The sequence below is a fragment of the Microbacterium sp. HSID17254 genome (assembly GCF_003989315.1).
GTDB lineage: Bacteria > Actinomycetota > Actinomycetes > Actinomycetales > Microbacteriaceae > Microbacterium.
Genome location: NZ_RBLT01000007.1, coordinates 1 through 20,835 on the forward strand (window position 1 = coordinate 1; position 20,835 = coordinate 20,835).

A 20,835-nucleotide genomic window follows, 5' to 3' on the forward strand; every position below is an offset into this window, starting at 1 on the left:
CCTCCGCGACCGCGGCGAGGTCCCCGCGTGCACGATCGGGATGCGCCCCTGCGGCGGGCGGGTGACGTTGAGCGGGCCGGCGACCCGCACGTGTGCGCCCTGGACGTCGGCGGCGCGCAGCCCCCGGGGGTCGATGAGCACGCCGCGCTCGGCATCCGCGACCCAGGCGTCCTCGGCCCAGGAGTCCCAGAGCCGGCGCAGGGCGACGACGAACTCCTCCGCCCGGTCGTAGCGCGTCTCGGTGTCGGCGTGGGCCTCGCGACCGTGGTTCCCTGCGGCGCGCGGCTCGGCGCCGGTGACGAGGTTGATCCCCGCCCGGCCGTCGGTGAGGACGTCGAGGGAGGCCAGGGCCCGCGCCGTGGCGTACGGGTCGGCATAGGTGGTGTTGACCGTCGCGATGAGTCCGATCCGGGAGGTCACCCCGGCGAGGAACAGCACCGCGCTCAGCGGGTCGATGCGGGCCAGCAGGTAGGGATCGCGGAACTCCAGGTCGGGTCCGGTCGCGAGCCAGTCGCCGAAGAAGAGGTAGTCCAGGCCCGCGTCCTCCCCCTCCCGCGCGATACGGCGGAGGATGTCGGCGTCTCCCGCGGGGTCGCGGTGGGCTCCGGGGTACCGCCACCCGGAGGGGTAGGCGCCGAGGGTGCGCACCATGGCGCCGATCACGAGGGGTTCCGTCATGCCGACACGGTAGGACCGCGGCCGCCACCCGGGCCACGGGGCGGAAGCCGGAGGTCACCGGATGTCACAGACGGTCACATGCGCCACCCTCTACGCTGAGAGGATGACTGGACTTCGTTGGGGAATCCTCGCGACCGGCGGCATCGCCGGCGCCTTCGCATCCGATCTGCGCACGGCCGGCCTCGACCTCGTCGCGGTGGGCTCTCGTTCGCAGGAGTCGGCCGACGCCTTCGCCGCACGCTTCGACATCGCGCACGCGCATCCGTCGTACGAGGCGCTGGTCTCCGATCCCGACGTCGACATCATCTACGTCTCCACACCGCACCCGATGCACCACGAGAACGCCCGGCTCGCCCTGGAGCACGGCAAGCATGTGCTCGTGGAGAAGGCGTTCACCCTCAACCGTGCCCAGGCCGAAGACCTCCAGCGGCTCGGCGCCGAGCGCGGGCTGCTCGTGATGGAGGCGATGTGGACGCGCTACCTGCCGCACATGGTCCGCATCCGCGAGCTCCTCGCCGACGGCGCCCTGGGTGAGATCCGCGCCGTGAGCGCCGACCACACGCAGCAGCTGCCCACCGACCCCGCCCACCGTCTGAATGCGCTCGAGCTCGGCGGCGGCGCGCTGCTCGACCTCGGCATCTACCCGATCTCCTTCATCTGGGACATCCTCGGGGCACCGACCACCATCCGCGCCGTGGGGCGTCTGGTCGAGACCGGAGCCGATTCCGAGGTCGCCACCGTCATGATCCACGAAAGCGGGGCGGTCTCCACGAGCCTCTCCTCCTCGCGCGGTGCCGGCCCCAACGCCGCGAGCATCGTCGGCACCGAGGCCCGCATCGACATCGATCGGGTCTGGTACACCCCCACCTCCTTCCGCGTCGTGCGGCCTGACGGCACCGTGCAGGAGGAGTACGTCTCGGAGGTCGAGGGCCGCGGCATGCAGTACCAGGCGCTCGCGGCCGAGCGTCTGGTCCGCGACGGTCTCCTCGAGGGCGACATCCTCCCCATCGCGGAGAGCGTCGCCATCATGGGGGCCCTCGACGAGATCCGCGCGCAGATCGGCGTCCGGTACCCCGGTGAGGAGGACGACCGTGGCTGAGACGACCGACGCCCGCGTGGCGGTGTACCTGGACTTCGACAACATCGTCATCTCCTGGTACGACCGCGTCCACGGCCGCAACTCCTACGGCAAGGATCGCCAGCGCATCACGGAGCACCCGAACGACCCCGAGGTCGCCGAGCGGCTGAACCGGGCGATGATCGAGGTCGGCGCCATCATCGACTACGCGGCGTCCTTCGGCACGCTCGTGCTGACGAGGGCGTATGCGGACTGGTCGTCGCCGGTCAACGCCGAGTACCGCTCGCAGCTCGTGGCGCGCGCGGTGGATCTCGTGCAGCTCTTCCCGGCCGCGGCGTACGCGAAGAACGGCGCGGACATCCGGCTGGCGGTCGACGCGGTCGAGGACATGTTCCGCCTGCCGGACCTGACCCACGTCGTCATCGTGGCGGGCGACAGCGACTATGTGCCGCTCGCCCAGCGCTGCAAGCGCCTCGGCCGGTACGTGATCGGCGTGGGCGTCGCCGGGTCCACGGCGAAGTCCCTCGCTGCGGCCTGCGACGAGTTCGAGTCCTACGACTCGCTCCCCGGCGTGGCGCGTCCGACGAAGGCGGCACAGCCCGCCGTCGCCCCCGCGGTCGAGGTTCCGGCGGAGCCGTCCGCGCCGGCCACCGCGGACACGGGCGCCCCGAAGCCCAAGACCGCGTCGAAGTCGCGCGCGAAGGCCAAGACGAAGACCGCCGCCGAGGAGCCCAAGGTCGAGGAGAAGATCGACGACCAGGGCGAGGCCACACGGCTCCTGGAGCGCGCGCTGCGTCTCGGCCACGACAAGGCGGACGCCGACGAATGGCTGCACAGCTCCGCGGTCAAGACGCACATGCGCCGCATGGACCCGTCCTTCAGCGAGAAGGCCCTCGGCTACCGGTCGTTCTCCGACTTCCTCAAGTCGCGCGACGACATCGCCGAGCTCGAGGAGACCGGGCACGAGCGCCTGGTCCGCCTGCGGGAGCCCTGAGCACGGCCCGGGGACACCGGGCCCGTCACTGGTGGCGGAACGCGGCGTCGAAGGCGGCCGCGGGCGGCGGCCACAGCAGGGAGCGCACGAATCCGAGCGCCTCGGGCGCGCCGTGCAGGCGGTCCATGCCGGCGTCCTCCCACTCGATCGAGATCGGGCCGTCATAGCCGATCGCGTCGAGCGCACGGAAGGCGTCCTCCCACGGCACGTCGCCGTGGCCGGTGGAGACGAAGTCCCAGCCGCGCCGGGGGTCGCCCCACGGAAGGTGCGAGCCGAGCACCCCGGCACGGCCGTTCCGCGGCCGCAGACGGGTGTCCTTGCAGTCGACGTGGTAGATCCGGTCGGCGAAGTCGACGATGAAGCCGACGGGGTCGATGTTCTGCCACATCATGTGCGAGGGGTCCCAGTTGAAGCCGAACGCATCGCGGTGGTCGATCGCGTCCAGGGTGCGGACGCTCGACCAGTAGTCGTACGCGATCTCCCCCGGATGCACCTCGTGGGCGAAGCGCACGCCCTCCCCGTCGAACACGTCGAGGATCGGATTCCAGCGGTCCGCGAAGTCCTGGAAGCCCTGGGCGATCACCGCCTCCGGCACCGGCGGGAACATCGCGACATAGGGCCAGATCGACGACCCGGTGAAGCCGACGACGGTGTCGACGCCGAGCTTCCTGGCCACCCGGGCCGCCCGCTTCATGTCCTCCGCCGCCCGCTGCCGGACACCCTCGGCCTCGCCGTCGCCCCAGACGTACGGGCGCAGGATGCCCTCGTGGCGGAAGTCGATGGGGTCGTCGCACACCGCCTGCCCGGCCAGGTGGTTGGAGATCGCGAACACCTGCAGCCCGTGCCGGTCGAGGATCTCGCGCCGGGAGGCGACGTAGGCGTCGTCCTCGTCCGCCCGACGGAGGTCCAGGTGGTCGCCGGACGCGGCGATCTCCAGCCCGTCGTAGCCCCACTCCGCGGCGAGGCGGGCCACCTCCTCGAACGGGAGGTCGGCCCACTGGCCGGTGAACAGGGTGACCGGGTGACTGCTCATGGATACTCCTTCGTATCGCGGGGCTTCGTGCGGCGGGCGGGGTTCAGGCACCGAGGGCGCGCAGGTGGGCGATGCTGCGGGCGGCGAGGTCGTCCTGACTGGCGGCGAGCGGTCTCCACACGGAGGCGGCGACGGCGATCGTCGCGTTCTCCCCCGTGAAGCTCTCCAGTCCCAGGGCGCCGCGGTAGCCGGCGTCGTCGAGCGCGCGGAGCATCTCCGGCCAGTCGGTGTGGTCGTCGCCCACGGCACCGCGGTCGCTGCCGCACACCTGCACGTGCGCGATGGCGGCGCCGGCCGCGCGGACCGCGTCGGCCGGCCGCTTCTCCTCGATGTTGAGGTGGTAGGTGTCGAGGGCCAGCCCCAGCCCGGCACCGAGCAGCGGCGCCAGCGCATCCAGACTCTGCGCCACGGTGTTCAGCACGCTGGTCTCGTAGCGGTTGAGCGGCTCGACGGCCAGCGTCACGCCGATCGCCGCGGCCTCCCTGGCGAGCGGAGCGAGGTTATCCCGGAGCTCGCCGACGACCTCCGCCCGTTCCGCCTCGTCCATGCGCCAGGTGACGCCGGTCGGCGCGTAGAAGGGTCCGGCGACGATCGAGGCCCCGAGCACGGCCGCGGCGTCCAGGCACGCACGGAGGTAGTCCTGCGTCGCGGCGACGTCTCCGGCGCGCGCGAGCAGCGAGCGACCAGGACCCATCGCGCCGACCACGACCGCGCCCATGCCGAGGCCGTCCAGCACGGTGCGGGCCCGGAGCGGATCCCAGTCGCCGACGCTCTCCAGCGGCAGCTCCAGGGCGTCGTAGCCCATCCGCGCCGCCGTGCGGGCGAGCGGCTCCAGGGTGTCGTCCGTCAGCGGAGACGTCCAGACCCAGGTGTTGACGGCGATCGTGCGGGGCATCGTTGTCCTTGTGATCGTACGGGTGCTCCCACCCTCCCACTCGGCGCGGGCCGAGCGGAAGGGCGGGAGCACACGGGGTTACGGGATCTGACGCTCCTGCCAGACCGTCGGGTAGCCGGGGAGGTCCTCGCCGCCGAACTTGGCGTAGTGGCCGTCGGGCATCCCCTCGTTCGCCGCGAGGTAGTCGTCCAGCTCGGCCTCGGTGATCGGCTTCTGCGGGAGCACCCACTCCTTCGGCACCTCCTCACCCGCGAAGATCATCTGCGCCGCGAGCAGCGGGGTGCGCCACTGGAAGTTCGAGTACACCGGAGCGAGGCCGGTGAGACCCGTGTCCTTCCACTTGCGCAGGAAGCTCATCTCGTCCTCGCCCGTCATCACCGGGTAGTCGGCTCCGGCGTCCTCGAAGGCCTCGATGGCGGCGACGGCGCCGTCACCCGCGTCCATCCAGATCCCCTGCACGTCGCCCTTGGCGAGCTCGTCGCTGATGATGCTCTTGATCTCGGCGGGGTCGGCACCGGTGAAGTGGTCGACGGCCTCGATCCCGGCCTCCTCGAACAGCTTCTCGGCTCCGGCCCAGCGGTGCTCCAGCACGTCGACGCCGGGGAGGATCCGGAGAGCCACGACCTTGTCGCCCTCTTCCAGGTTGTCGATGAGGAACTCCGCGGTGTCGATGCCCCAGGCGAAGCCGCCGATCGGGTGGATGAACGTGACAGGGCAGTCGGTGTTCACGCCGCGGTCGAACACGACCACCGGCTTGCCCGTCTCGCACGCCCGCTCGACCGCGGGGGTCATCGCCGCCGTGCTGTTCGGCGAGATGAGGAAGACGTCGCAGTTCCCCTCGGAGATGAAGTAGTCGATGTCGGCGATCTGGGTGTCGTCGGAGTCCTGCGCGTCGCGGGTCTCCATCTCGCTGATCGCGCCCGAGTCCTGCAGCACCTTCAGCTGCTCGTTCATCGTGATCCAGCCCGTCTGCCGCCACGGGTTCGAGATCGAGGCGTTCGCGAAGCAGGCCTTCTTGGCGCCGGTGCTGGCGAACTCCGACGTGTCGACCATCTCGGCGTTGATGTGCTGCAGGTAGGGCTGGTCGGCGGGGCCCTGGGGGTCGACGCCGCGCTCCTCGTCCTGCTTGTCGAAGAGCTCCTGGTCGAACCACTCGGTGGTCTCGGCCGACTCCTCGGGGTTCTCCGACTCCGCCGGCGCCACGGACGGGTCGGTCGTGCACCCGGCGAGCGCGATGAGGCCGAAGAGGGCCACCCCTGCGGTGGCGATCTGCATCGATCGTCGCATTGCTAATCTCCTCTGGTTGTAGGGCTTGATGCGGTGGTGCGGTTCTCGGCGTTCTCGGTCCCCGCGGTAGGGACGTCCGTCGGCTGGGGACCGCGCCGGCGGCGGGCTCGGAAGGCGACCCCCGCATAGGCGACGGCCGCGATGATGATGACGCCCTGCACGGCGTCGCGGAGCGTGGAGGGCACGCCCGCGATGTTCAGGAGCAGGAACAGCGCTTCCAGCGCGAAGGCTCCGGCCACGGCGCCGACGATCCACCCTCGTCCTCCGCCGAGCACGACGCCGCCGAGCACCACCGCGGTGATCGCGGTGAACTCGTAGCCGCGGCCGACGGACGGGTGCACCCCCGCGTACCCGACGAGCAGGACGGCGGAGAGGGTGGCCGAGAGGGAGGACAGCACGAACGCACGGGTCGTGACCCAGGCCCGGCGGGCACCGGCGTAGTCCACCGCGCGGGCGTTGTCGCCGATCGCGATGAGGGTCTTGCCCAGCGGGCGCTTGGTGATGACGATGCCGAGGGCGAGCCAGGCGGCGAGCAGGAGGACGGCCCAGGGCAGGAACTCCAGCACGGGGAGGTCGCGGATCCCGCCGCGACCGATCTCCCGGAAGCTGTCGGCCGGGTTCCCCGTGGCCGCGCCGCCCGTCCACCACATCACGCCGCCGAGCAGGGCGAGCATCATGCCCAGCGTCACGATGAACGACGGCACCTTGAGCAGCGTCGTGAGGACGCCGTTCACGAGCCCGACGACCACGCCGAACACGATCATGAGCAGCAGGACAGGGAGGGTGCGGGCGTCGTCCTGGCCGACGAGGTTGCCGGCGATGATGACCTGCGCCGTGATGAGCGATCCCTGGGAGAGGTCGAACTCCCCCGCGATGATCACGAAGTACTGCCCGATCGCGACGATCGCGATGGGGGCGACGCGCTGCAGGTACCGCATGAACTGCCCGGGCTCGGCGAAGCTCGGGTTGAGCACGGCGACCGCGACGAGCAGGATCACGAGCAGCAGGAAGACCGCCCCGCGGGGGCTGACGAGCGTGCGCAGCGCGTTCATGAGCGTCCTCCTTCCCGCACGGAGGCGGTATCCCCGGCGCTGTCGACGGCGGCGACCTCGGTGGTCGGATCCGCGAGCTCGGCGGCCGCGACCGCCATGTCGGCTTCGGCCGCCTTCGCGGCGTCGTCTCCCCCGGTGCGCGTGCCGCCGGCGCCGAAGCGGGGACGACGCCGCACGATGGCCCGCCGGCTGTAGACGGCGACCGCGGCGACGATGACGATGCCGCGCACCACGTCCTTGAGGAAGGGATTCACCTGCAGCACGCTCATGACGTTGTCGACGACGGCGAGGATGGCGACGCCGCCGATGGTGCCCCAGATCGAGCCGCGTCCGCCGAGGAGCAGGGTGCCGCCGAGCACGACCGCGGCGATGGAGAGCAGCGCGTAGCCACCCTGCTGACCGACCGTCGGGCTGCCGACGCCGAGACGGCTGGCGAGCAGGAGTCCGGCGAGGCCCGCGAACACGGAGCACAGCACGTGCGCCCAGATCAGCGGGAGGCGGGTGCGCACGCCGCTGAGCCGCGCGATCTCGGGGTCGCCGCCGACGGCGTAGAGATGGGCGCCGGTACGGGTGCGGTTCAGCAGCACCCAGACCAGCACGGCGAGCGCGATCATGATGAGCGTGGACACCGGGATCGGTCCGACGCCGGTCGCGCCGATGAGCTGGAACGCCCACGGGACCTCGCCCGCCGAGCCTTCGAAGTTCGTGTTGAGGATGCCCTGGAGGATCAGCCCGACGCCGAGCGTCGCGATGAAGCCGTTGACCTTGAGCACGGTCACGATGAGCCCGTTCACGAGCCCGACCCCCGCGCACACGAGGAGCGTCACGATCACGGCGAGCGGGATGTTCCCCGCGTTCCCGGCCATCATCGTCGCCGCGAGCAGGCTCGACAGGCTGATGACATAGGTGACCGACAGGTCGAGCGAGGCCCCGAGCACCACGAGCGTCTGCCCGATGGCCACGAGGCCGAGCACGCTCATCCCGGTCAGGATGTCGCGGATGTTCCCCGGGCTGAGGAAGTTGCGACCGACCGTGGCGACGAGGATCGCGCCGACCACGAGCGCGAGCAGCAGGATGCCGAGCACGATGACGGTCGAGTCGATGCGGAGACGGGCTCCGGTGCGGCGGCTCATCGCGCACCCCCGTTCGTCGAAGGACCGCGGTCGGCGCCGGTGGCCGCCGCGAGGATCTCGTGCTCGGCCGCACCGGCCGGCAGCTCGGCGACGAGTTCGCCGTCATGCATGACGAGGATGCGGTCGCTCATGCCGATGACCTCCGGCAGCTCGCTCGAGACCATGAGCACGGCCTTCCCCTGTGCCGCCAGCTCGCGCATGAGCTGGTAGACGGCGTACTTGGCGCCCACGTCGATCCCCCGCGTCGGCTCGTCGAAGAGCACGATCTGCGGCTGGGTGAGCAGCCACTTCGCCAGCACCACCTTCTGCTGGTTGCCGCCGGACAGGAAGCGCACCTCCTGGTCGAGGCCGCGCGACGACACCTCCAGCGTGCGGAGCACCCCCGGCACCTCCCGGCGCGACGCCGCGGTGCGTCCCGCGAACACGTTCCGCACCACGAGCAGGGCGTTGTCGAGGATCGACTGCCCGAGCGCGAGCCCCTGCGCCTTGCGGTCCTCGGAGACGAGGGCGAGCCCGGCGCGCACGGCCGCGCGCGGTCCGCCGATCCGCACCGGCTTCCCGTCGATCCGCACGGCGCCGCGGGTGAAGGCCTGGATGCCGAACACGCCCTCCACCAGCTCGGTGCGCCCCGACCCCTGGAGCCCGGCCACCCCGACGATCTCCCCCGCACGGAGCGTCAGCGACACCCCGTCCACGTAGGCGTTCCCGCAGCCGTCGAGCTCGAGTCGAGGCGCGCCGACCGCCGTGCCGGCCACCGGGTCGGGGAAGTACGACTGGATCGACCGCCCCACCATCCGGCGCACGAGCTCGTCGGTGGTCAGCGCCGCTGTCTCGTCCGTGGAGACGAGGGCGCCGTCCTTGAGGATCGTGATCCGGTCGCAGAGGTCGAAGATCTCCTTCAGCCGGTGCGACACGTAGATGACGGCGACCCCTCGGGACGTGAGCCGGCGGATGATCGCGTACAGCAGCTCCACCTCGCGGTCGCTGAGGGCGGCGGTCGGCTCGTCCATCGAGATCACCTGCGCGTCGAACGACAGCGCCTTCACGATCTCGACGATCTGCTGCTCGGCCACCGTCAGCGAGCCCACCCGGGACTGCGGATCGATGAAGGAGACGCCGAGATCGCTCAGCAGCTCCCCGGTGCGCACGTTCATGGCCCGGACGTCGATGAGCCCCGCGCGCCGCGGCTCCCGGCCGAGATAGACGTTCTGCGCGACCGTGCGCTCCGGGAGCAGGGTGAACTCCTGGAACACCGTGACGATGCCGGCATCCATCGCCTGCCTCGGGTGCGCGTGGCGCACTTCCGCGCCGCGGTACGTGATCGTCCCCTCGTCGGCCGGCTGCACACCCGCGATGATCTTCATGAGGGTGGACTTGCCCGCGCCGTTCTCGCCGACGAGGCCGTGCACCTCCCCGGGCCGCACGTCGAAGTCGATGCCCTTCAGCACCTCGACGCCGAAGAACGCCTTGCGGATCCCGGCCACCCGCAGCACCGGCTGCGTCGTCGTCGCGGTCATGCCGGCACCTCCGTCCAGCGGCCCTCGTGGGCGGCGGAATCGAGCACGGCCTCGGTCAGCACGGCCGCGCGGTGGCCGTCGGCGAACGTCGGCAGTCCATCGGGGACGTCGCCCGCGATCGCGGCGTAGACGTCGGCGACGAAACCGTTGAAGGCATCCTGATACCCCATGGCATGCCCGGCCGGGACACGCTGCAGCCGGGCGGACTCCGGGTCGGCCGTGGCGGGGTCGCGCAGCAGCAGCCGCGACTCCTCGCGCATGCCGACCCAGAGCTCCTCCGGCCGTTCCTGCTCGAACCGCAGACTCTGCCGCGTCCCGTGCAGCTCCAGGGTGAGGGCGTTCTTGCGGCCCGCCGCCATCTGCGAGATGAGCAGCGTGCCGAGCGCCCCCGCCGAGGTCTCGACGAGCACGGCGACGATGTCCTCCGTGTCGACGGCCTGCCCGGCCCGCTCGGCGAAGACCCGGCGGGTACGGGCGCTCAGGGCGCGGATCCGGTCACCCGTGACGAACTCGAGGAGGTCGCACAGATGCGAGCCGATGTCGGCGAACGCGCGGGAGGCCCCGCCGGACGAGGAGCGCACCCGCCAGTCGTCGTCGGTGGGCCGCAGCATCCAGTCCTGCAGGTACGAGCAGTCCAGCGTGAGCAGCTCCCCGGCCTCGCCGCGGGCGATGCGCGCCCTGGCCTCCCGCACCATGGGGTGGTAGCGGTACACGAAGGGGACGGCCGCGACGAGCCCGCTCTCGGCGGCTTCCGCGGCGAGCGCGGCGGCGTCGGCGGCGGTCGTGGCGAGGGGCTTCTCGCACACGACATGCTTGCCCGCCCGCAGCGCGCGCAGGGCGAGGTCGGCATGCGTGGCGTTCGGGGTGCAGATGTGGACGACGTCGATGTCGTCGGCGTCGAGCAGCGCCTCCGCGTCGTGCTCGGCGCGTGCGGCGCCGAGCAGCTGCGCGGCATCCCTCGCGCCTTGGGCGGACCGGGTGGCGACGGCGCGCAGCGCGCCACCCGCGTCTCGGGCGGCCGTGCGGTGCACGCGGGCCATGAAGCCCCCGCCGAGGATCCCGGTTCGGATCGTCCCGAGACCGGTGTCAGTGACATCCGTTGTCATGGCGGCGAGTCTGACACAGCGGTCAGGACTTTTGCTAGTCCTTCGTCAAAAGTTGTTTGTAACTAATCTGAAGTCGCACAGCCGACTGCGAGAAGTGCTGTGCTTTACTGACGCCATGGTTGACGTGCTGAGGCCGCTCGCGACGCCCTCCCCCGGGGCCGGCGAGATCTTCCAGATCCTCCGCGACGGACACGCGCGCACCAAGGCGGAGCTCGCCGCCCTCACCGGCCTCGCCCGCTCCACCGTCGCCTCCCGGGTCGACGCGCTGCTGGCCGCCGACCTGCTCCGCCCCGCCGGTGAAGCGGTGTCGACCGGCGGTCGTCCTCCCGCCCGCGTGGCGTTCAACCCCCGCGCCGGACTCGTCCTCGCCGTCGACCTCGGAGCCACGCACGCGACCGTCGCCGTGGCCGACCTCGCCGGCGTGATCCTCGACGCGCGCACCCGCGCGATCGACATCGGCGACGGACCGGAGGCCCTCCTCGACGCGATCCTCGCGGAGGGGACGGCCCTGCTCGCCGCGACCGCCGAGGGCCTTCCCCTCGTGGGCGTCGGCATCGGCGTCCCCGGCCCCGTCGAGCACTCCACGGGGCGCCCGACCAACCCGCCGATCATGCCGGGCTGGGACCGCTTCGACGTACCCGGCTATGTGCAGCGTACGTTCGACGTCCCGGTCCTCGTCGACAACGATGTGAACATCCTCGCGCTCGGCGAGCAGGCCACGAGCTGGCCGCGGGTGGACGACCTCGTGTTCGTGAAGGTCTCGACCGGCATCGGCGCCGGCATCATCGCCGGTGGTCAGCTCCAGCGCGGTGCCCAGGGATCGGCGGGCGATATGGGCCACGTCCAGGTGCCGATGAGCGCCGGCACGGGGCGGGAGCCGGGCGACGAACGGGATCTCGAGGCCCTCGCGAGCGGCTCGGCCCTCGCCGTCGCGCTGCGCGCCGAAGGCCACGACGTGCACAACGCCTCCGACGTCGTCGACCTCGTCCGCGCCGGCAATGCGGCGGCCATCGAGGCCACCCGCCAGGCGGGTCGCGATGTCGGCGAAGTGCTCGCGACGGTCGTGAACCTGCTCAACCCGTCGATCATCGTGCTCGGGGGCAGCATCGCCCGCGCGGGAGAGCACCTGCTCGCCGGCGTCCGCGAGGTCGTCTACCGCCGCTCGATCCCGCTCGCCACCCAGCACCTCGCGATCGTGCAGTCGCAGGCGGGCGACCGCGCCGCGGTGCTGGGGGCGGCGATCATGGTCGCCCGCGAGGTGCTCTCCCCCGCGAACGTGGACCGCTACGTCGCCGCGAAGGGATCGAAGTCGGCGGGCAGCGCGCCCACCTGATCCAGCGTGCTCGCGACCTCCACGAACGTGCGCCGCGCTGCGGCCTCCTCGATCGAGAGGAGCGTGTCGAGCACGTGGTACCCGAAGTCGCCGGTGGCGACGTGCGGTCGGTCCTCCGCGATCGCGCGCACCATGTCGAGCAGCCCGAGCCCGCGCCCCGCGAGCACCCCCTCCGGCGCGACATCGACGACCTCCTGCACCACCGGCTCCGGTGGCACGAAGTGCCGGGACAGCGGCCGGGTGATCGTGATCGGCCCGCCGAACGTGTTCGGGTCGGGGATGACGAGGGTGCCCTCGGTTCCCGTGATCTCCACGATGCCCTGCCGCACCAGCGGCGAGTCCGTGCTGTAGAGGCTCTGCGCCTGACCGCCGCCTTCGAAGTCCATCAGGACGCTGAGCGTGGACGGGATCTCGACCGGGAACTCCTCCCCGGCGCGGTCGCCGACCTGCACGCGGCGGGTCGGCGACCCCTGCAGCCCGAGGGCGGCCACGGCGGCCACCGGCCCGAAGACGTGGACCAGGGTCGAGACGTAGTACGGCCCCATGTCGAGGAGCGGCCCCGCCCCCTTCGCATAGAGGAACGCGGGGTTCGGGTGGAAGATCTCCGGTCCCTGCCACTGGAAGGTCGTCTGACCGAACAGCGGACGGCCGATGTCGCCGCGGGCGATCGCGCGCTTCGCGGTCTGCACGCCCGGGCCGAGGACGGTGTCGGGCGCGACGCCGACACGGAGCCCGGCCGACGCGGCCGTCTCCAGCAGGCGTCGCGCCTCCTCGCGGTCCACGCCGAGCGGCTTCTCGGTCCACACGTGCTTCCCGGCGGCGACGATCGCCTCCGAGACGGCGACGTGCGCGGCCGGGATCGTGAGGTTCACGACGATGTCGATGTCGGGATCGTCGAGCACGACCTCCACACCCCCGGCCCGCGGCACCCCGTACGCCGCGGCCTGCGCGCGCGCCCGCTCCTCGACGAGGTCGCCGATCGCCCGCACCACCACGTCCGGGAAGCGCGTGAGGTTCTGCAGGTATTGATCGCTGATGTTTCCGGCGCCGATGAGGCCGACGCCGACGACGCCACCCCCGCGCACCATCAGCGCGCGGCCTCGGCGTCGAGGAAGACCCGGCTGCGCTCGATGGCGTCGAACAGGTCACCGTCGTAGTGGTCGAACTCCACGATGGCGAGTTCGAGCGCGGGCGCGGCGGCGATGGCCTCCCGGAGCGGCACGGCCCCGTCGCCCGCGGGCACCTGATCGGCCGGCGGGTACGCGTCCAGCAGCGCGGGGTCGAGGGTGCCGTCCTTCGCGTGCACCGCGATCACGCGCTCGCCGAGACGCTCCACGAGGGCCACCGGGTCGACGCCGCCCCGGGCGACCCAGTACAGGTCGACCTCCAGCACGACGCGCTCGTCGAGGTGCCCCGCGAGGATCTCCAGCCCGGTCACCCCGTCGAACACCGCCTCCAGCTCATGCGCGTGGTTGTGGTAGCCGACTCGGACACCGGCCTCCGCGCCGATCTCCGCCGCCTCGTTGAGCAGCCGGGCGGTCTCGACGATCTGGTCGACCGATTCCCAGCGCGCCGGCTCGGTGTAGGGATCGATCACCGTGTCCATGCCGAGCGTCTTCGCGGCCGCGAAGACCTCCGCGGGCGGAGGGACGGGAGCCGTGGTGCCGGAGCCGTCCGGGCGCACGAAGGTCGGGGTCGCGAGGAACGCATGCCCGGACGGGGCGGTCAGTCCCGCGGCCGACACGGCGGCGGCCATGGCGTCCGCCCGGCGCACGAAGTCGTAGGGCTCGACCGCGGTGAACCCGCGCGCCGCCACCGCGGCGAGCGTGCCCTCGAGGTCGGCCTCCAGCTGCTCGCGGATCGTGAACAGCTGCAGAGAGTTCTGGATCGTCATCGGTCGTGCTCCTCGGTCGTCGGTGACAGGCGGGCGTTGGGCGCCCTGCACGCACGCTAGCACCGAATACCTCCAGGTGGAAGTTTCTTGTCGATAGACTCGGGACATGCCCGCCGCCCCCTCCGACGACTCCGGACGCCCGCGTCCCCGTGGGACGTACGCCAAGGGCATCGCCCGCCGCCAGGAGATCCTGGACCGCGCGATCGAGGTGTTCGCGGCCCGCGGCGCCGACCGCACGAGTCTGCGGGCGATCGCGAAGGAGGTGGGGGTGACGCATGCCGCCCTCACCCACTACTTCGGGTCGCTGGAGGAGCTGCTCGTCGCGGTCTACGTCGAGAGCAACGCCCCGGGACGCAAGACCGAGCCGGAACCCGCGAACCCCGTCGAGGGGATGATCCGGTCGGCCAGAGCCAACCGCGAGGTCCCCGGTCTGGTGCAGCTGTACTCCACGCTCGTCGCCAGCGCGCTCGAGGAGGGCCATCCCGCCGCCCGCGCCTTCGCGACCGAGCGCTTCGCCCGCCTGCGGGCCGACATCGCCGAGACGGTCCGCGAGCAGCAGACGGACGGGCGCATCCGGGCCGACGTCGATCCCCTCGCGGTCGCCGCCCTCGTCGTCGCGGCCTCGGACGGCCTGCAGACGCAGTGGCTGCTGGACGACACGGCTCCGCAGCACGAGGCCCTCGCCCTCCTCGACCGTCTGCTCCGCCCGGCGGACGGCGCGGGCCGGGACGGCACTTCCGCGGACTAGGCTCGAACCGTGACGCCCGTGCCGCAGTCCCCGTACGCGAGGGCCCTCGGCGAGCGCCTCGCCGAGCTTCACCCCCGACTCCGGATTTACTTCCAGGCGGTCCCGGACGGGATGGTCGGCGTCGGCGAAGGCACGTTCCAGCGCGTCGGCACGCCGCGCCGCGTGCTCTGGCCGCTCCTCCGCCGCCTCGAACGGCGCGGGGTGATCGCCGCACGTTGGGAACGCGACGTGCCGTTCCGCATCGAGAACCGCACCATCGCCTCCCGTGCGATCGCCGAGCGCACCTTCCTGTTCGCGAGCGGGCCATGGGTGATGCGCGACGCCGTGGCACCGACGCGGCACGGCCGCATCGTCGACGAGCTCGGCGAGCCCGGGCTTGTCGTCGCCTGCTTCGCCGTGGAGCCCCGCGCGAGCGCCCTGCACCTGACCAGTCGCGCGGTGGGCATCCGTCTCGGGCGCTTCCGGCTCCGCATCCCGCGGATCGTGGCTCCCGTGGTCCGGCTCGTCGAGCGCTGGGACGACGAGGCCGGTCGTCAGCGGGTGCGCCTGACGGTCGACGCCCCGCTCCTCGGTCGCCTCTACGAGTACCGGGGCGACTTCGACTACGCCCTCGAACCCGATCGGAAGGACGACAGCGCATGAGCACGGACCGGGCGGTCATCGGCGGGGCCACAGGGTTCATGGGGCGATTCCTCACGGCGCGACTCCGGGATGCCGGGCGCGAGGTCGTCACGATCTCCCGCTCGGGAAGCGACCTCACCTGGAGCGATCAGGACGGCATCGACGCCGCCGTCGACGGGGCCTCGCTCGTGATCGGCCTCGCAGGCACGAGCGTGAACTGCCGCTACACGCCGCGCAACCGTGCCGAGATCTTCCGCTCCCGCCTGGACACGACCGCGGCCCTGAGCCGCGCCATCTCCCGCGCGGCCACCCCGCCGCCGCTGTGGATCAACTCCTCGACGGCCACGATCTACCGGCACGCCGAGGACCGGCCGATGACGGAGTCCTCCGGCGAGATCGGCACGGGCTTCTCGGTCGAGGTCGCCAAGGCGTGGGAGCGCGCCCTCTTCGCCGACGCGCTCCCCGGCACCCGCCGTGTGGCCCTCCGCACCGCCATCGTCCTCGGCGACGGCGGTGTGCTGGAACCGCTCCGCACCCTCGCACGGCTGGGCCTCGGCGGCCCCCAGTACGACGGGTTCTGGCCGGTCGGTCCCGCGCGCCGCGCCGCCGGTACCGCACATCTCCCCGGCGCCCGTCGCGGACGGCAGCGCTTCAGCTGGATCCACATCGAGGATGTGGCGCGCATCATCGAGTTCCTCGAAGAGACCCCCGCTCTGGACGGGCCGGTCAACGCCGCCTCGCCGCACCCCGTCGACAACGCCGCCTTCATGGCCACCGTGCGCCGCGTGCTGGGGGCGAAGGTCGGCCCGCCGATGCCGCGCTGGATGCTCGAGCTCGGCGCCATCGGCATCCGCACCGAGACCGAGCTCGTGCTCAAGAGCCGCTGGGTCCTCCCCGAGAAGCTCACCGCCGCCGGCTTCACCTTCCGCTACCCGGACCTCGAGGAGGCCGTCCGTGCCTCGTTCGCCGTCACGGACGCGGATCCCCGGACGCACGCGGCCTGACCCGGCGGGCGCAGAGGGGTCACCGCCAGACCGCTGACTCCGGATCGATGCCATGACGCCGGGCCTCGGCCTCGATGCTGCGGCGGAACCACTCCGCCAGCCCCGCGCGGATGCCGTCGTAGTGCGCCGCATAGCCGGGGTCGGAGACGAACAGCCGACCGAGCACGACCTGCATCTCCCTGCTCAACGGGAAGTAGGCCGAGAACACCGCACGGTGTCGCTCGACGAGCGCATCGGCGTCCGCCGTCCCGGGAGCCACACCGGCATCCATGGCCGTCGCGAGGGCGGACTCGAGTTCCCGCATCGCGTCCGCGACCGCCTGCCATTCCCCCGCATCGCGCGCCGCGGATCGCTCCGCGTACTGCTGCCACTGCACCGTGTCACCCCAGCGGCGGCGCGCATCGAGCGGCCAGGACGGGTCCCAATCGGGCCCGAACACCGCGCGCTGCTCGCCCGCGCTCAGCATCAGGCCGCGCTCGTGGGCGGTCACCATCCGCTCCAGTTCAGCCTGCAGATCCGTCAGGCGTGCGATCCGGGCCGCGAGCTGCTCCTGCTGCGCGCGCAGCGCGGTGAGGATGTCCGTGGCCGGATCGTCCAGCAGCCGGCGGATCGCCTCGAGGCCGAGACCGAGTTCGCGATAGACGACGATGCGCCGCAGGCGCTCCTGATCGACGTCCGTGTACACCCGGTATCCGGCCGCCGAACGCGCGGACGGACGGGCTAGACCGATGTCGTCCCAGTGATGCAGCGTCCGCACCGTCACCCCGGCGAGCGCCGCGGCCCGACCGACGGTCAGGTCCGCGGCGCCGCTGTCATCCGGCATCCACTCCTCCTCCGACCTCCGCCGTGTCCGCGGGCGGACGGATGCCCATCTCCGCGAGGGTGGCCGCCTCGACGCTCCCCGGCTCGTAGGGCTTCGCCGCCGTGAAGACGACGCGCACGTTCTCGGGGGTCACGATCTCCACATCCCGGGTGTTCCAGGGCGTGTCGATCGGATCCCCGACCGTGCCGGGACCCCACGCACGACAGGCCGCCACGAGCGGCTCGATCTGGCCGAGCACGCACGCGAAGCTGACCCGCAGGCCGGGTGCTGTCTCCTGTGCGGTCTCGCCCGGCACGAGCAGCACATCCTGGAAGGCCCACCGCCGGAGGTGGACGATCCGCCCCGGCACCCCGAAGAGCTCGAAGAAGCCCAGGCCCCGCGTCCAGAACTCGACCGAGGCGGCGAGGTCCGTCGTAGGGATGGTGACGAAGGCGGGCATCCCGTAGATGCCCCGGAACAGCTCCGGTGCGACCGCGTCGGGGCCCGGCGCCGGCACCGGGCTCATCTCGAAAGCGTTGTAGTGATCAGTCATGGCTCCACGATCGGGCCTCACGCGGCGTCAGGGTCAAGCCGATTCCCGGAGCGTCGGGAACGTCCAGCTGCCGTCGAGCACCTCGGGGCGGGGGCGGTAGAGGCGGACGAGGTAGTTCCAGCCCTCCGTGATCGGGAGCACGTTCGGCACGCCCTCCGGATGGTCGCCGAAGCGGACGGTGATCGTGCCGTCGTCGTTGCGGACGCCGGTGATGTCGTTGATCGTGTAGGCCTCGCGATCGTTCGGCTCGAAGAAGCCGTCGGCGTTGTACACCGAGATCGACCAGAAGCCGTCGACGGGGACCTCGTCGACCGTGAGCTCGTAGCGGCCCACCGGCAGACGCGGATCGACGCCGATGTAGCTCGCCTCGGATGAGGGAAGCCCTCCCCAGCCCGCCGCCGTGCCGATGAGGTGCCGCACCGGGTCGACCTCGTCCTCGCTGCCGAACATGCGGTCGAAACCCCGCAGGTTCCGGGCCAACGCGAGCAGCGCCTGGCGGGTCTCATCGAGGCTGACGGTGTCGTAGTCCGGCATCGCGAAGGACGTGGCCGATCCGCTGTGCAGCGCGATGCGGTCCTGCAGCGCCCCCACCTCCGCCACATCCGCCGGGTCCGCGGGGTCCACGAGGATGCGCACGGCCAGCACGACGTACGGCGTCCCGAACTGCGCCTCCGTCAGCGTGTGCTCGCCCGCCTCGTGGAAGATCGCATCCACATAGTGGTGCTCGTTGACGACCATCGCCGAGAGGTAACGGTCGCCGTGCTCCGGGATGCTGAACGTCGCGCCCTCGCTGATGTCGAGGACCGCGAAGCTGTACAGCGTGTCGCGGTTCAGCCGGATCACGGTCTGCCGGTCGATCGCGGCCGGAGCCCGGTTGTGCAGGAACCGGTCCACGCCCCCGGCCTCCTTCTGGAGGTCGCGCATCATGCGGTGGGTCTCGGCGAGGGCGAAGTTGTCGACGTTCACGAGGATGCTCATGACGGCATCCTGGCAGGCCGCACCGCTCGGCGGCTAGGACGACGGAAGAGCGTCGTCTCCCCGTTCCCGACGCCGCTTCTCGATCTCCTCGCGCAGCCGCCACTCCTCGATCTCCCGGTCGAGGTCCGCGATCTGCTGCTCGGTGGACCGGACGTCGACCGGCGGCGCGGGGCGTGCGACCGTCGTCGTCGGGGCCGCGGGGCGCTCGGCGCGCCGCATCCGCGGGAGCGGAACGCCACCCTCCCCGTACTCCCGCCCGAGCGCGAACCACAGCGCGCTGCCGATCAACGGCAGCAGGATCACGATGATGATCCAGACCATCTTCGGCAGGTGCTTCACCTGCGAGTCGTCGCGCGTGATGATGTCGATCAGCGCACCGATCATTAGCGCGATGACCAGGAGCGAGAACAGGAACGGCATGGGTTCAGGGTAGACGACGCACGGACCGGAGCCGAGGGTTCACGGCAGCAGGTGTCCGGCGGCACGGAAGAGCTCGTACCACTCCGGGCGGGTGAGCACGACGTCCACTCCGGCCGCTGCCTCCTGCACGCGGTGCGGCGTCGTGGTGCCGAGCACGACCTGCATCCCGGCGGGGTGCCGGGTGATCCAGGCGGTGGCGATCGCGGTCGGTGTCACTCCATGGACTCCCGCCAGGCGCTCGATCACGGCGTTGAGCTCGGGGTAGTCCGGGTGCCCGAGGAAGACGCCGCCGCCGAAGCCGCTCTGGTACGGAGACCAGGCCTGCACGGTGATGCCGTGGATCCGGCAGTAGTCCACGATGCCGCCGCCGTCGCGCGCGATGCTCTGGTCATGGCCCGCCATGTTCGCCGCCACCGGCTGCGCGATGATCGGCGCATGCGTGAGGGACAGCTGGAGCTGGTTCGCGACCAGGGGCTGCCGCACCGCGGTCTTCAGCAGCTCGATCTGCGACGGGGTGTGGTTCGACACCCCGAACGCGCGCACCTTGCCCGAGGACTCGAGGTGATCGAAGGCGCGAGCCACCTCATCCGGCTCGACGAGGGCGTCCGGCCGGTGCAGCAGGAGGACGTCGATGCGGTCGGTGCGGAGGGCCGCGAGCGAGCCCTCGACCTGCCCGACGATGTGGTCGTAGGAGAAGTCGAACATGCCCTGCGCCGGCACGATGCCGCACTTGGTCTGCAGCACGATCTCGTCCCGCTCCGTGGTGCTGAGCCGGAGAGCGTCCGCGAATCGCGCTTCGCAGTGGTGCATCTCCCCGCCGTAGATGTCCGCGTGGTCGAAGAAGTCGATCCCGGCATCCCGTGCGGTCGCATACAGGCCGCGGATCTGCTCGTCGTCGAGGCTGTCGATGCGCATCATCCCGGCGATCAGGGCCGGAGCGGTCGTCGATCCGAAGGGTACGGTCTTCATGCGCCCACGCTACTTCATCGCCTCGCCCCATCCGAGGCGCGGGCGGGCATCGTCTCAGGGCGCGCAGGGCAGCAGCCGGGTGACGGGGACCTCGAGCACCGCCGCGATCCCCGCCACATCCTCCATCGTGAAGTCCGCGCGCTCCTCGAGGAGGTCGGCCAGCGCGGCCGGCGCGATCCCTGTCTGCTCCGAGAGCTCGATGAACGACACTCCGGCGTGCAAGCGAGCGGCCTCCACGGCCGATGCCATCAGATGACGCAATTCTGTCCCCATGCGCCTACGGTACCGCCACGCACGGACACCGAGAGGGCCCTCAGCTACCAATATGACGGCATCCTGCTCTCGGTGCGCTGCTAAGGTGAGCCGGATGAAGACACCAGCCGAGCAGTTCAACGAGGCGGTCGGCCGTCAGATGCGGGCGGAGATCGCGGCGGCACGCAGCAGCATCGCCGCCATGGCACGCGATGTGGGCATCGCCCGGAGCGCCCTCGACAACTACGTCACGGGCAAGCGCGCCATTCCCGTGCCGGTGGTCTACGCGGTGTGCGCCACGCTCGGCGTCGAGCCGCACGTCCTCGTGGCCCGCGCCGAGGAGCGTCTGGCCGCCGACGGCATGTCGGCGATCGTCACTCCCCTCCGGCGCCGCACCGATGTCGCCACCCCACGCGATAATGCCCGCGAGGTCGCCTTCGAATCCGGATCCACCCGCGAGACGGACACCGACGACCTCTACGAGTAGA

Annotated in this window: 23 protein-coding genes; 7 read left to right on the forward strand and 16 right to left on the reverse strand. The window is 71.5% G+C overall.

What is annotated here, in order from left to right:
* The coding region (locus tag D8M34_RS05195) for an LLM class flavin-dependent oxidoreductase (RefSeq protein WP_126893334.1) at window positions 1-678 on the reverse strand (678 nt) is incomplete at its 3' end.
* Window positions 679-781: 103 nt separating this feature from the next.
* On the opposite strand from D8M34_RS05195, the gene D8M34_RS05200 reads away from it, so the two are divergent.
* Window positions 782-1,777, forward strand: a complete 996-nt coding sequence (locus tag D8M34_RS05200; protein WP_126893335.1) for a Gfo/Idh/MocA family protein — start codon at window positions 782-784, stop codon at window positions 1,775-1,777.
* Window positions 1,770-2,750 carry an NYN domain-containing protein gene (locus tag D8M34_RS05205; protein ID WP_126893336.1) on the forward strand — a complete coding sequence of 327 codons (981 nt, stop codon included), beginning with the start codon at window positions 1,770-1,772 and terminating at the stop codon, window positions 2,748-2,750. The genes D8M34_RS05200 and D8M34_RS05205 overlap by 8 nt, the downstream gene beginning before the upstream one ends.
* A gap of 25 nt (window positions 2,751-2,775) precedes the next feature.
* On the opposite strand, the gene D8M34_RS05210 is transcribed toward D8M34_RS05205, so the two are convergent.
* The 7 genes from D8M34_RS05210 to D8M34_RS05240 form a co-directional block, all read right to left on the reverse strand.
* Window positions 2,776-3,783, reverse strand: a complete 1,008-nt coding sequence (locus D8M34_RS05210; protein ID WP_126893337.1) for a sugar phosphate isomerase/epimerase family protein — start codon at window positions 3,781-3,783, stop codon at window positions 2,776-2,778.
* A gap of 43 nt (window positions 3,784-3,826) precedes the next feature.
* On the reverse strand, window positions 3,827-4,678 hold the full coding sequence (locus tag D8M34_RS05215; RefSeq protein WP_126893338.1) for a sugar phosphate isomerase/epimerase family protein: 852 nt from the start codon (window positions 4,676-4,678) through the stop codon (window positions 3,827-3,829).
* 78 nt (window positions 4,679-4,756) lie between these two features.
* On the reverse strand, window positions 4,757-5,965 hold the full coding sequence (locus D8M34_RS05220; protein ID WP_126893339.1) for a substrate-binding domain-containing protein: 1,209 nt from the start codon (window positions 5,963-5,965) through the stop codon (window positions 4,757-4,759).
* A 2-nt stretch (window positions 5,966-5,967) separates the two neighbouring features.
* On the reverse strand, window positions 5,968-7,017 hold the full coding sequence (locus D8M34_RS05225; protein ID WP_025105581.1) for an ABC transporter permease: 1,050 nt from the start codon (window positions 7,015-7,017) through the stop codon (window positions 5,968-5,970).
* Window positions 7,014-8,150: an ABC transporter permease gene (locus tag D8M34_RS05230; RefSeq protein WP_126893340.1), complete on the reverse strand. Its 1,137-nt coding sequence runs from the start codon at window positions 8,148-8,150 to the stop codon at window positions 7,014-7,016. The genes D8M34_RS05225 and D8M34_RS05230 overlap by 4 nt, the downstream gene beginning before the upstream one ends.
* On the reverse strand, window positions 8,147-9,667 hold the full coding sequence (locus tag D8M34_RS05235; protein ID WP_126893341.1) for a sugar ABC transporter ATP-binding protein: 1,521 nt from the start codon (window positions 9,665-9,667) through the stop codon (window positions 8,147-8,149). The genes D8M34_RS05230 and D8M34_RS05235 overlap by 4 nt, the downstream gene beginning before the upstream one ends.
* The gene (locus tag D8M34_RS05240; protein WP_025105578.1) at window positions 9,664-10,773 is read right to left on the reverse strand and encodes a Gfo/Idh/MocA family protein; all 1,110 of its coding nucleotides are present in this window, start codon (window positions 10,771-10,773) and stop codon (window positions 9,664-9,666) included. The genes D8M34_RS05235 and D8M34_RS05240 overlap by 4 nt, the downstream gene beginning before the upstream one ends.
* Window positions 10,774-10,888: 115 nt before the next feature.
* On the opposite strand from D8M34_RS05240, the gene D8M34_RS05245 reads away from it, so the two are divergent.
* Window positions 10,889-12,106, forward strand: coding sequence for an ROK family transcriptional regulator (locus D8M34_RS05245; RefSeq protein WP_238695600.1), 1,218 nt, complete (start codon window positions 10,889-10,891; stop codon window positions 12,104-12,106).
* On the opposite strand, the gene D8M34_RS05250 is transcribed toward D8M34_RS05245, so the two are convergent.
* Window positions 12,058-13,194, reverse strand: a complete 1,137-nt coding sequence (locus tag D8M34_RS05250; RefSeq protein ID WP_126893342.1) for a Gfo/Idh/MocA family protein — start codon at window positions 13,192-13,194, stop codon at window positions 12,058-12,060. The genes D8M34_RS05245 and D8M34_RS05250 overlap by 49 nt on opposite strands.
* Window positions 13,194-14,000 carry a sugar phosphate isomerase/epimerase family protein gene (locus D8M34_RS05255; protein ID WP_126893343.1) on the reverse strand — a complete coding sequence of 269 codons (807 nt, stop codon included), beginning with the start codon at window positions 13,998-14,000 and terminating at the stop codon, window positions 13,194-13,196. The genes D8M34_RS05250 and D8M34_RS05255 overlap by 1 nt, the downstream gene beginning before the upstream one ends.
* Before the next feature lie 106 nt (window positions 14,001-14,106).
* Here D8M34_RS05255 and D8M34_RS05260 point away from each other — a divergent pair, with 106 nt between their 5' ends.
* The 3 genes from D8M34_RS05260 to D8M34_RS05270 are packed head-to-tail and all read left to right on the forward strand — an operon-like array spanning window position 14,107 to window position 16,373.
* Window positions 14,107-14,748, forward strand: a complete 642-nt coding sequence (locus D8M34_RS05260) for a TetR/AcrR family transcriptional regulator (protein WP_126893344.1) — start codon at window positions 14,107-14,109, stop codon at window positions 14,746-14,748.
* A gap of 9 nt (window positions 14,749-14,757) precedes the next feature.
* Complete coding sequence (locus tag D8M34_RS05265; RefSeq protein WP_126893345.1) at window positions 14,758-15,390, forward strand: DUF4166 domain-containing protein; 633 nt, start codon at window positions 14,758-14,760, stop codon at window positions 15,388-15,390.
* Window positions 15,387-16,373, forward strand: a complete 987-nt coding sequence (locus D8M34_RS05270) for an epimerase (protein ID WP_126893346.1) — start codon at window positions 15,387-15,389, stop codon at window positions 16,371-16,373. The genes D8M34_RS05265 and D8M34_RS05270 overlap by 4 nt, the downstream gene beginning before the upstream one ends.
* A gap of 19 nt (window positions 16,374-16,392) precedes the next feature.
* Here D8M34_RS05270 and D8M34_RS05275 read toward each other — a convergent pair whose 3' ends face one another.
* From D8M34_RS05275 to D8M34_RS05300, 6 genes are read right to left on the reverse strand one after another with little or no spacing between them, the layout of a single operon-like run.
* Window positions 16,393-17,196, reverse strand: a complete 804-nt coding sequence (locus tag D8M34_RS05275; RefSeq protein WP_126893347.1) for a MerR family transcriptional regulator — start codon at window positions 17,194-17,196, stop codon at window positions 16,393-16,395.
* Window positions 17,186-17,728, reverse strand: coding sequence for a VOC family protein (locus D8M34_RS05280; protein WP_126893348.1), 543 nt, complete (start codon window positions 17,726-17,728; stop codon window positions 17,186-17,188). The genes D8M34_RS05275 and D8M34_RS05280 overlap by 11 nt, the downstream gene beginning before the upstream one ends.
* 33 nt (window positions 17,729-17,761) lie before the next feature.
* Window positions 17,762-18,706 (reverse strand): DUF1214 domain-containing protein, encoded by a 945-nt coding sequence (locus D8M34_RS05285; protein WP_126893349.1) that lies wholly within the window; start codon window positions 18,704-18,706, stop codon window positions 17,762-17,764.
* Between the two features lie 33 nt (window positions 18,707-18,739).
* A complete protein-coding gene (locus tag D8M34_RS05290; RefSeq protein ID WP_025105568.1) occupies window positions 18,740-19,126 on the reverse strand; it encodes a PLDc N-terminal domain-containing protein in 387 nt (128 codons plus the stop codon).
* A gap of 39 nt (window positions 19,127-19,165) precedes the next feature.
* Window positions 19,166-20,095, reverse strand: coding sequence for an aldo/keto reductase (locus D8M34_RS05295; RefSeq protein WP_085606164.1), 930 nt, complete (start codon window positions 20,093-20,095; stop codon window positions 19,166-19,168).
* Window positions 20,096-20,149: 54 nt separating this feature from the next.
* Window positions 20,150-20,368 (reverse strand): helix-turn-helix domain-containing protein, encoded by a 219-nt coding sequence (locus D8M34_RS05300; protein ID WP_238695601.1) that lies wholly within the window; start codon window positions 20,366-20,368, stop codon window positions 20,150-20,152.
* Window positions 20,369-20,462: 94 nt separating this feature from the next.
* On the opposite strand from D8M34_RS05300, the gene D8M34_RS05305 reads away from it, so the two are divergent.
* The gene (locus D8M34_RS05305) at window positions 20,463-20,834 is read left to right on the forward strand and encodes a helix-turn-helix domain-containing protein (protein ID WP_231729480.1); all 372 of its coding nucleotides are present in this window, start codon (window positions 20,463-20,465) and stop codon (window positions 20,832-20,834) included.
* Window position 20,835 lies beyond the last annotated feature (1 nt).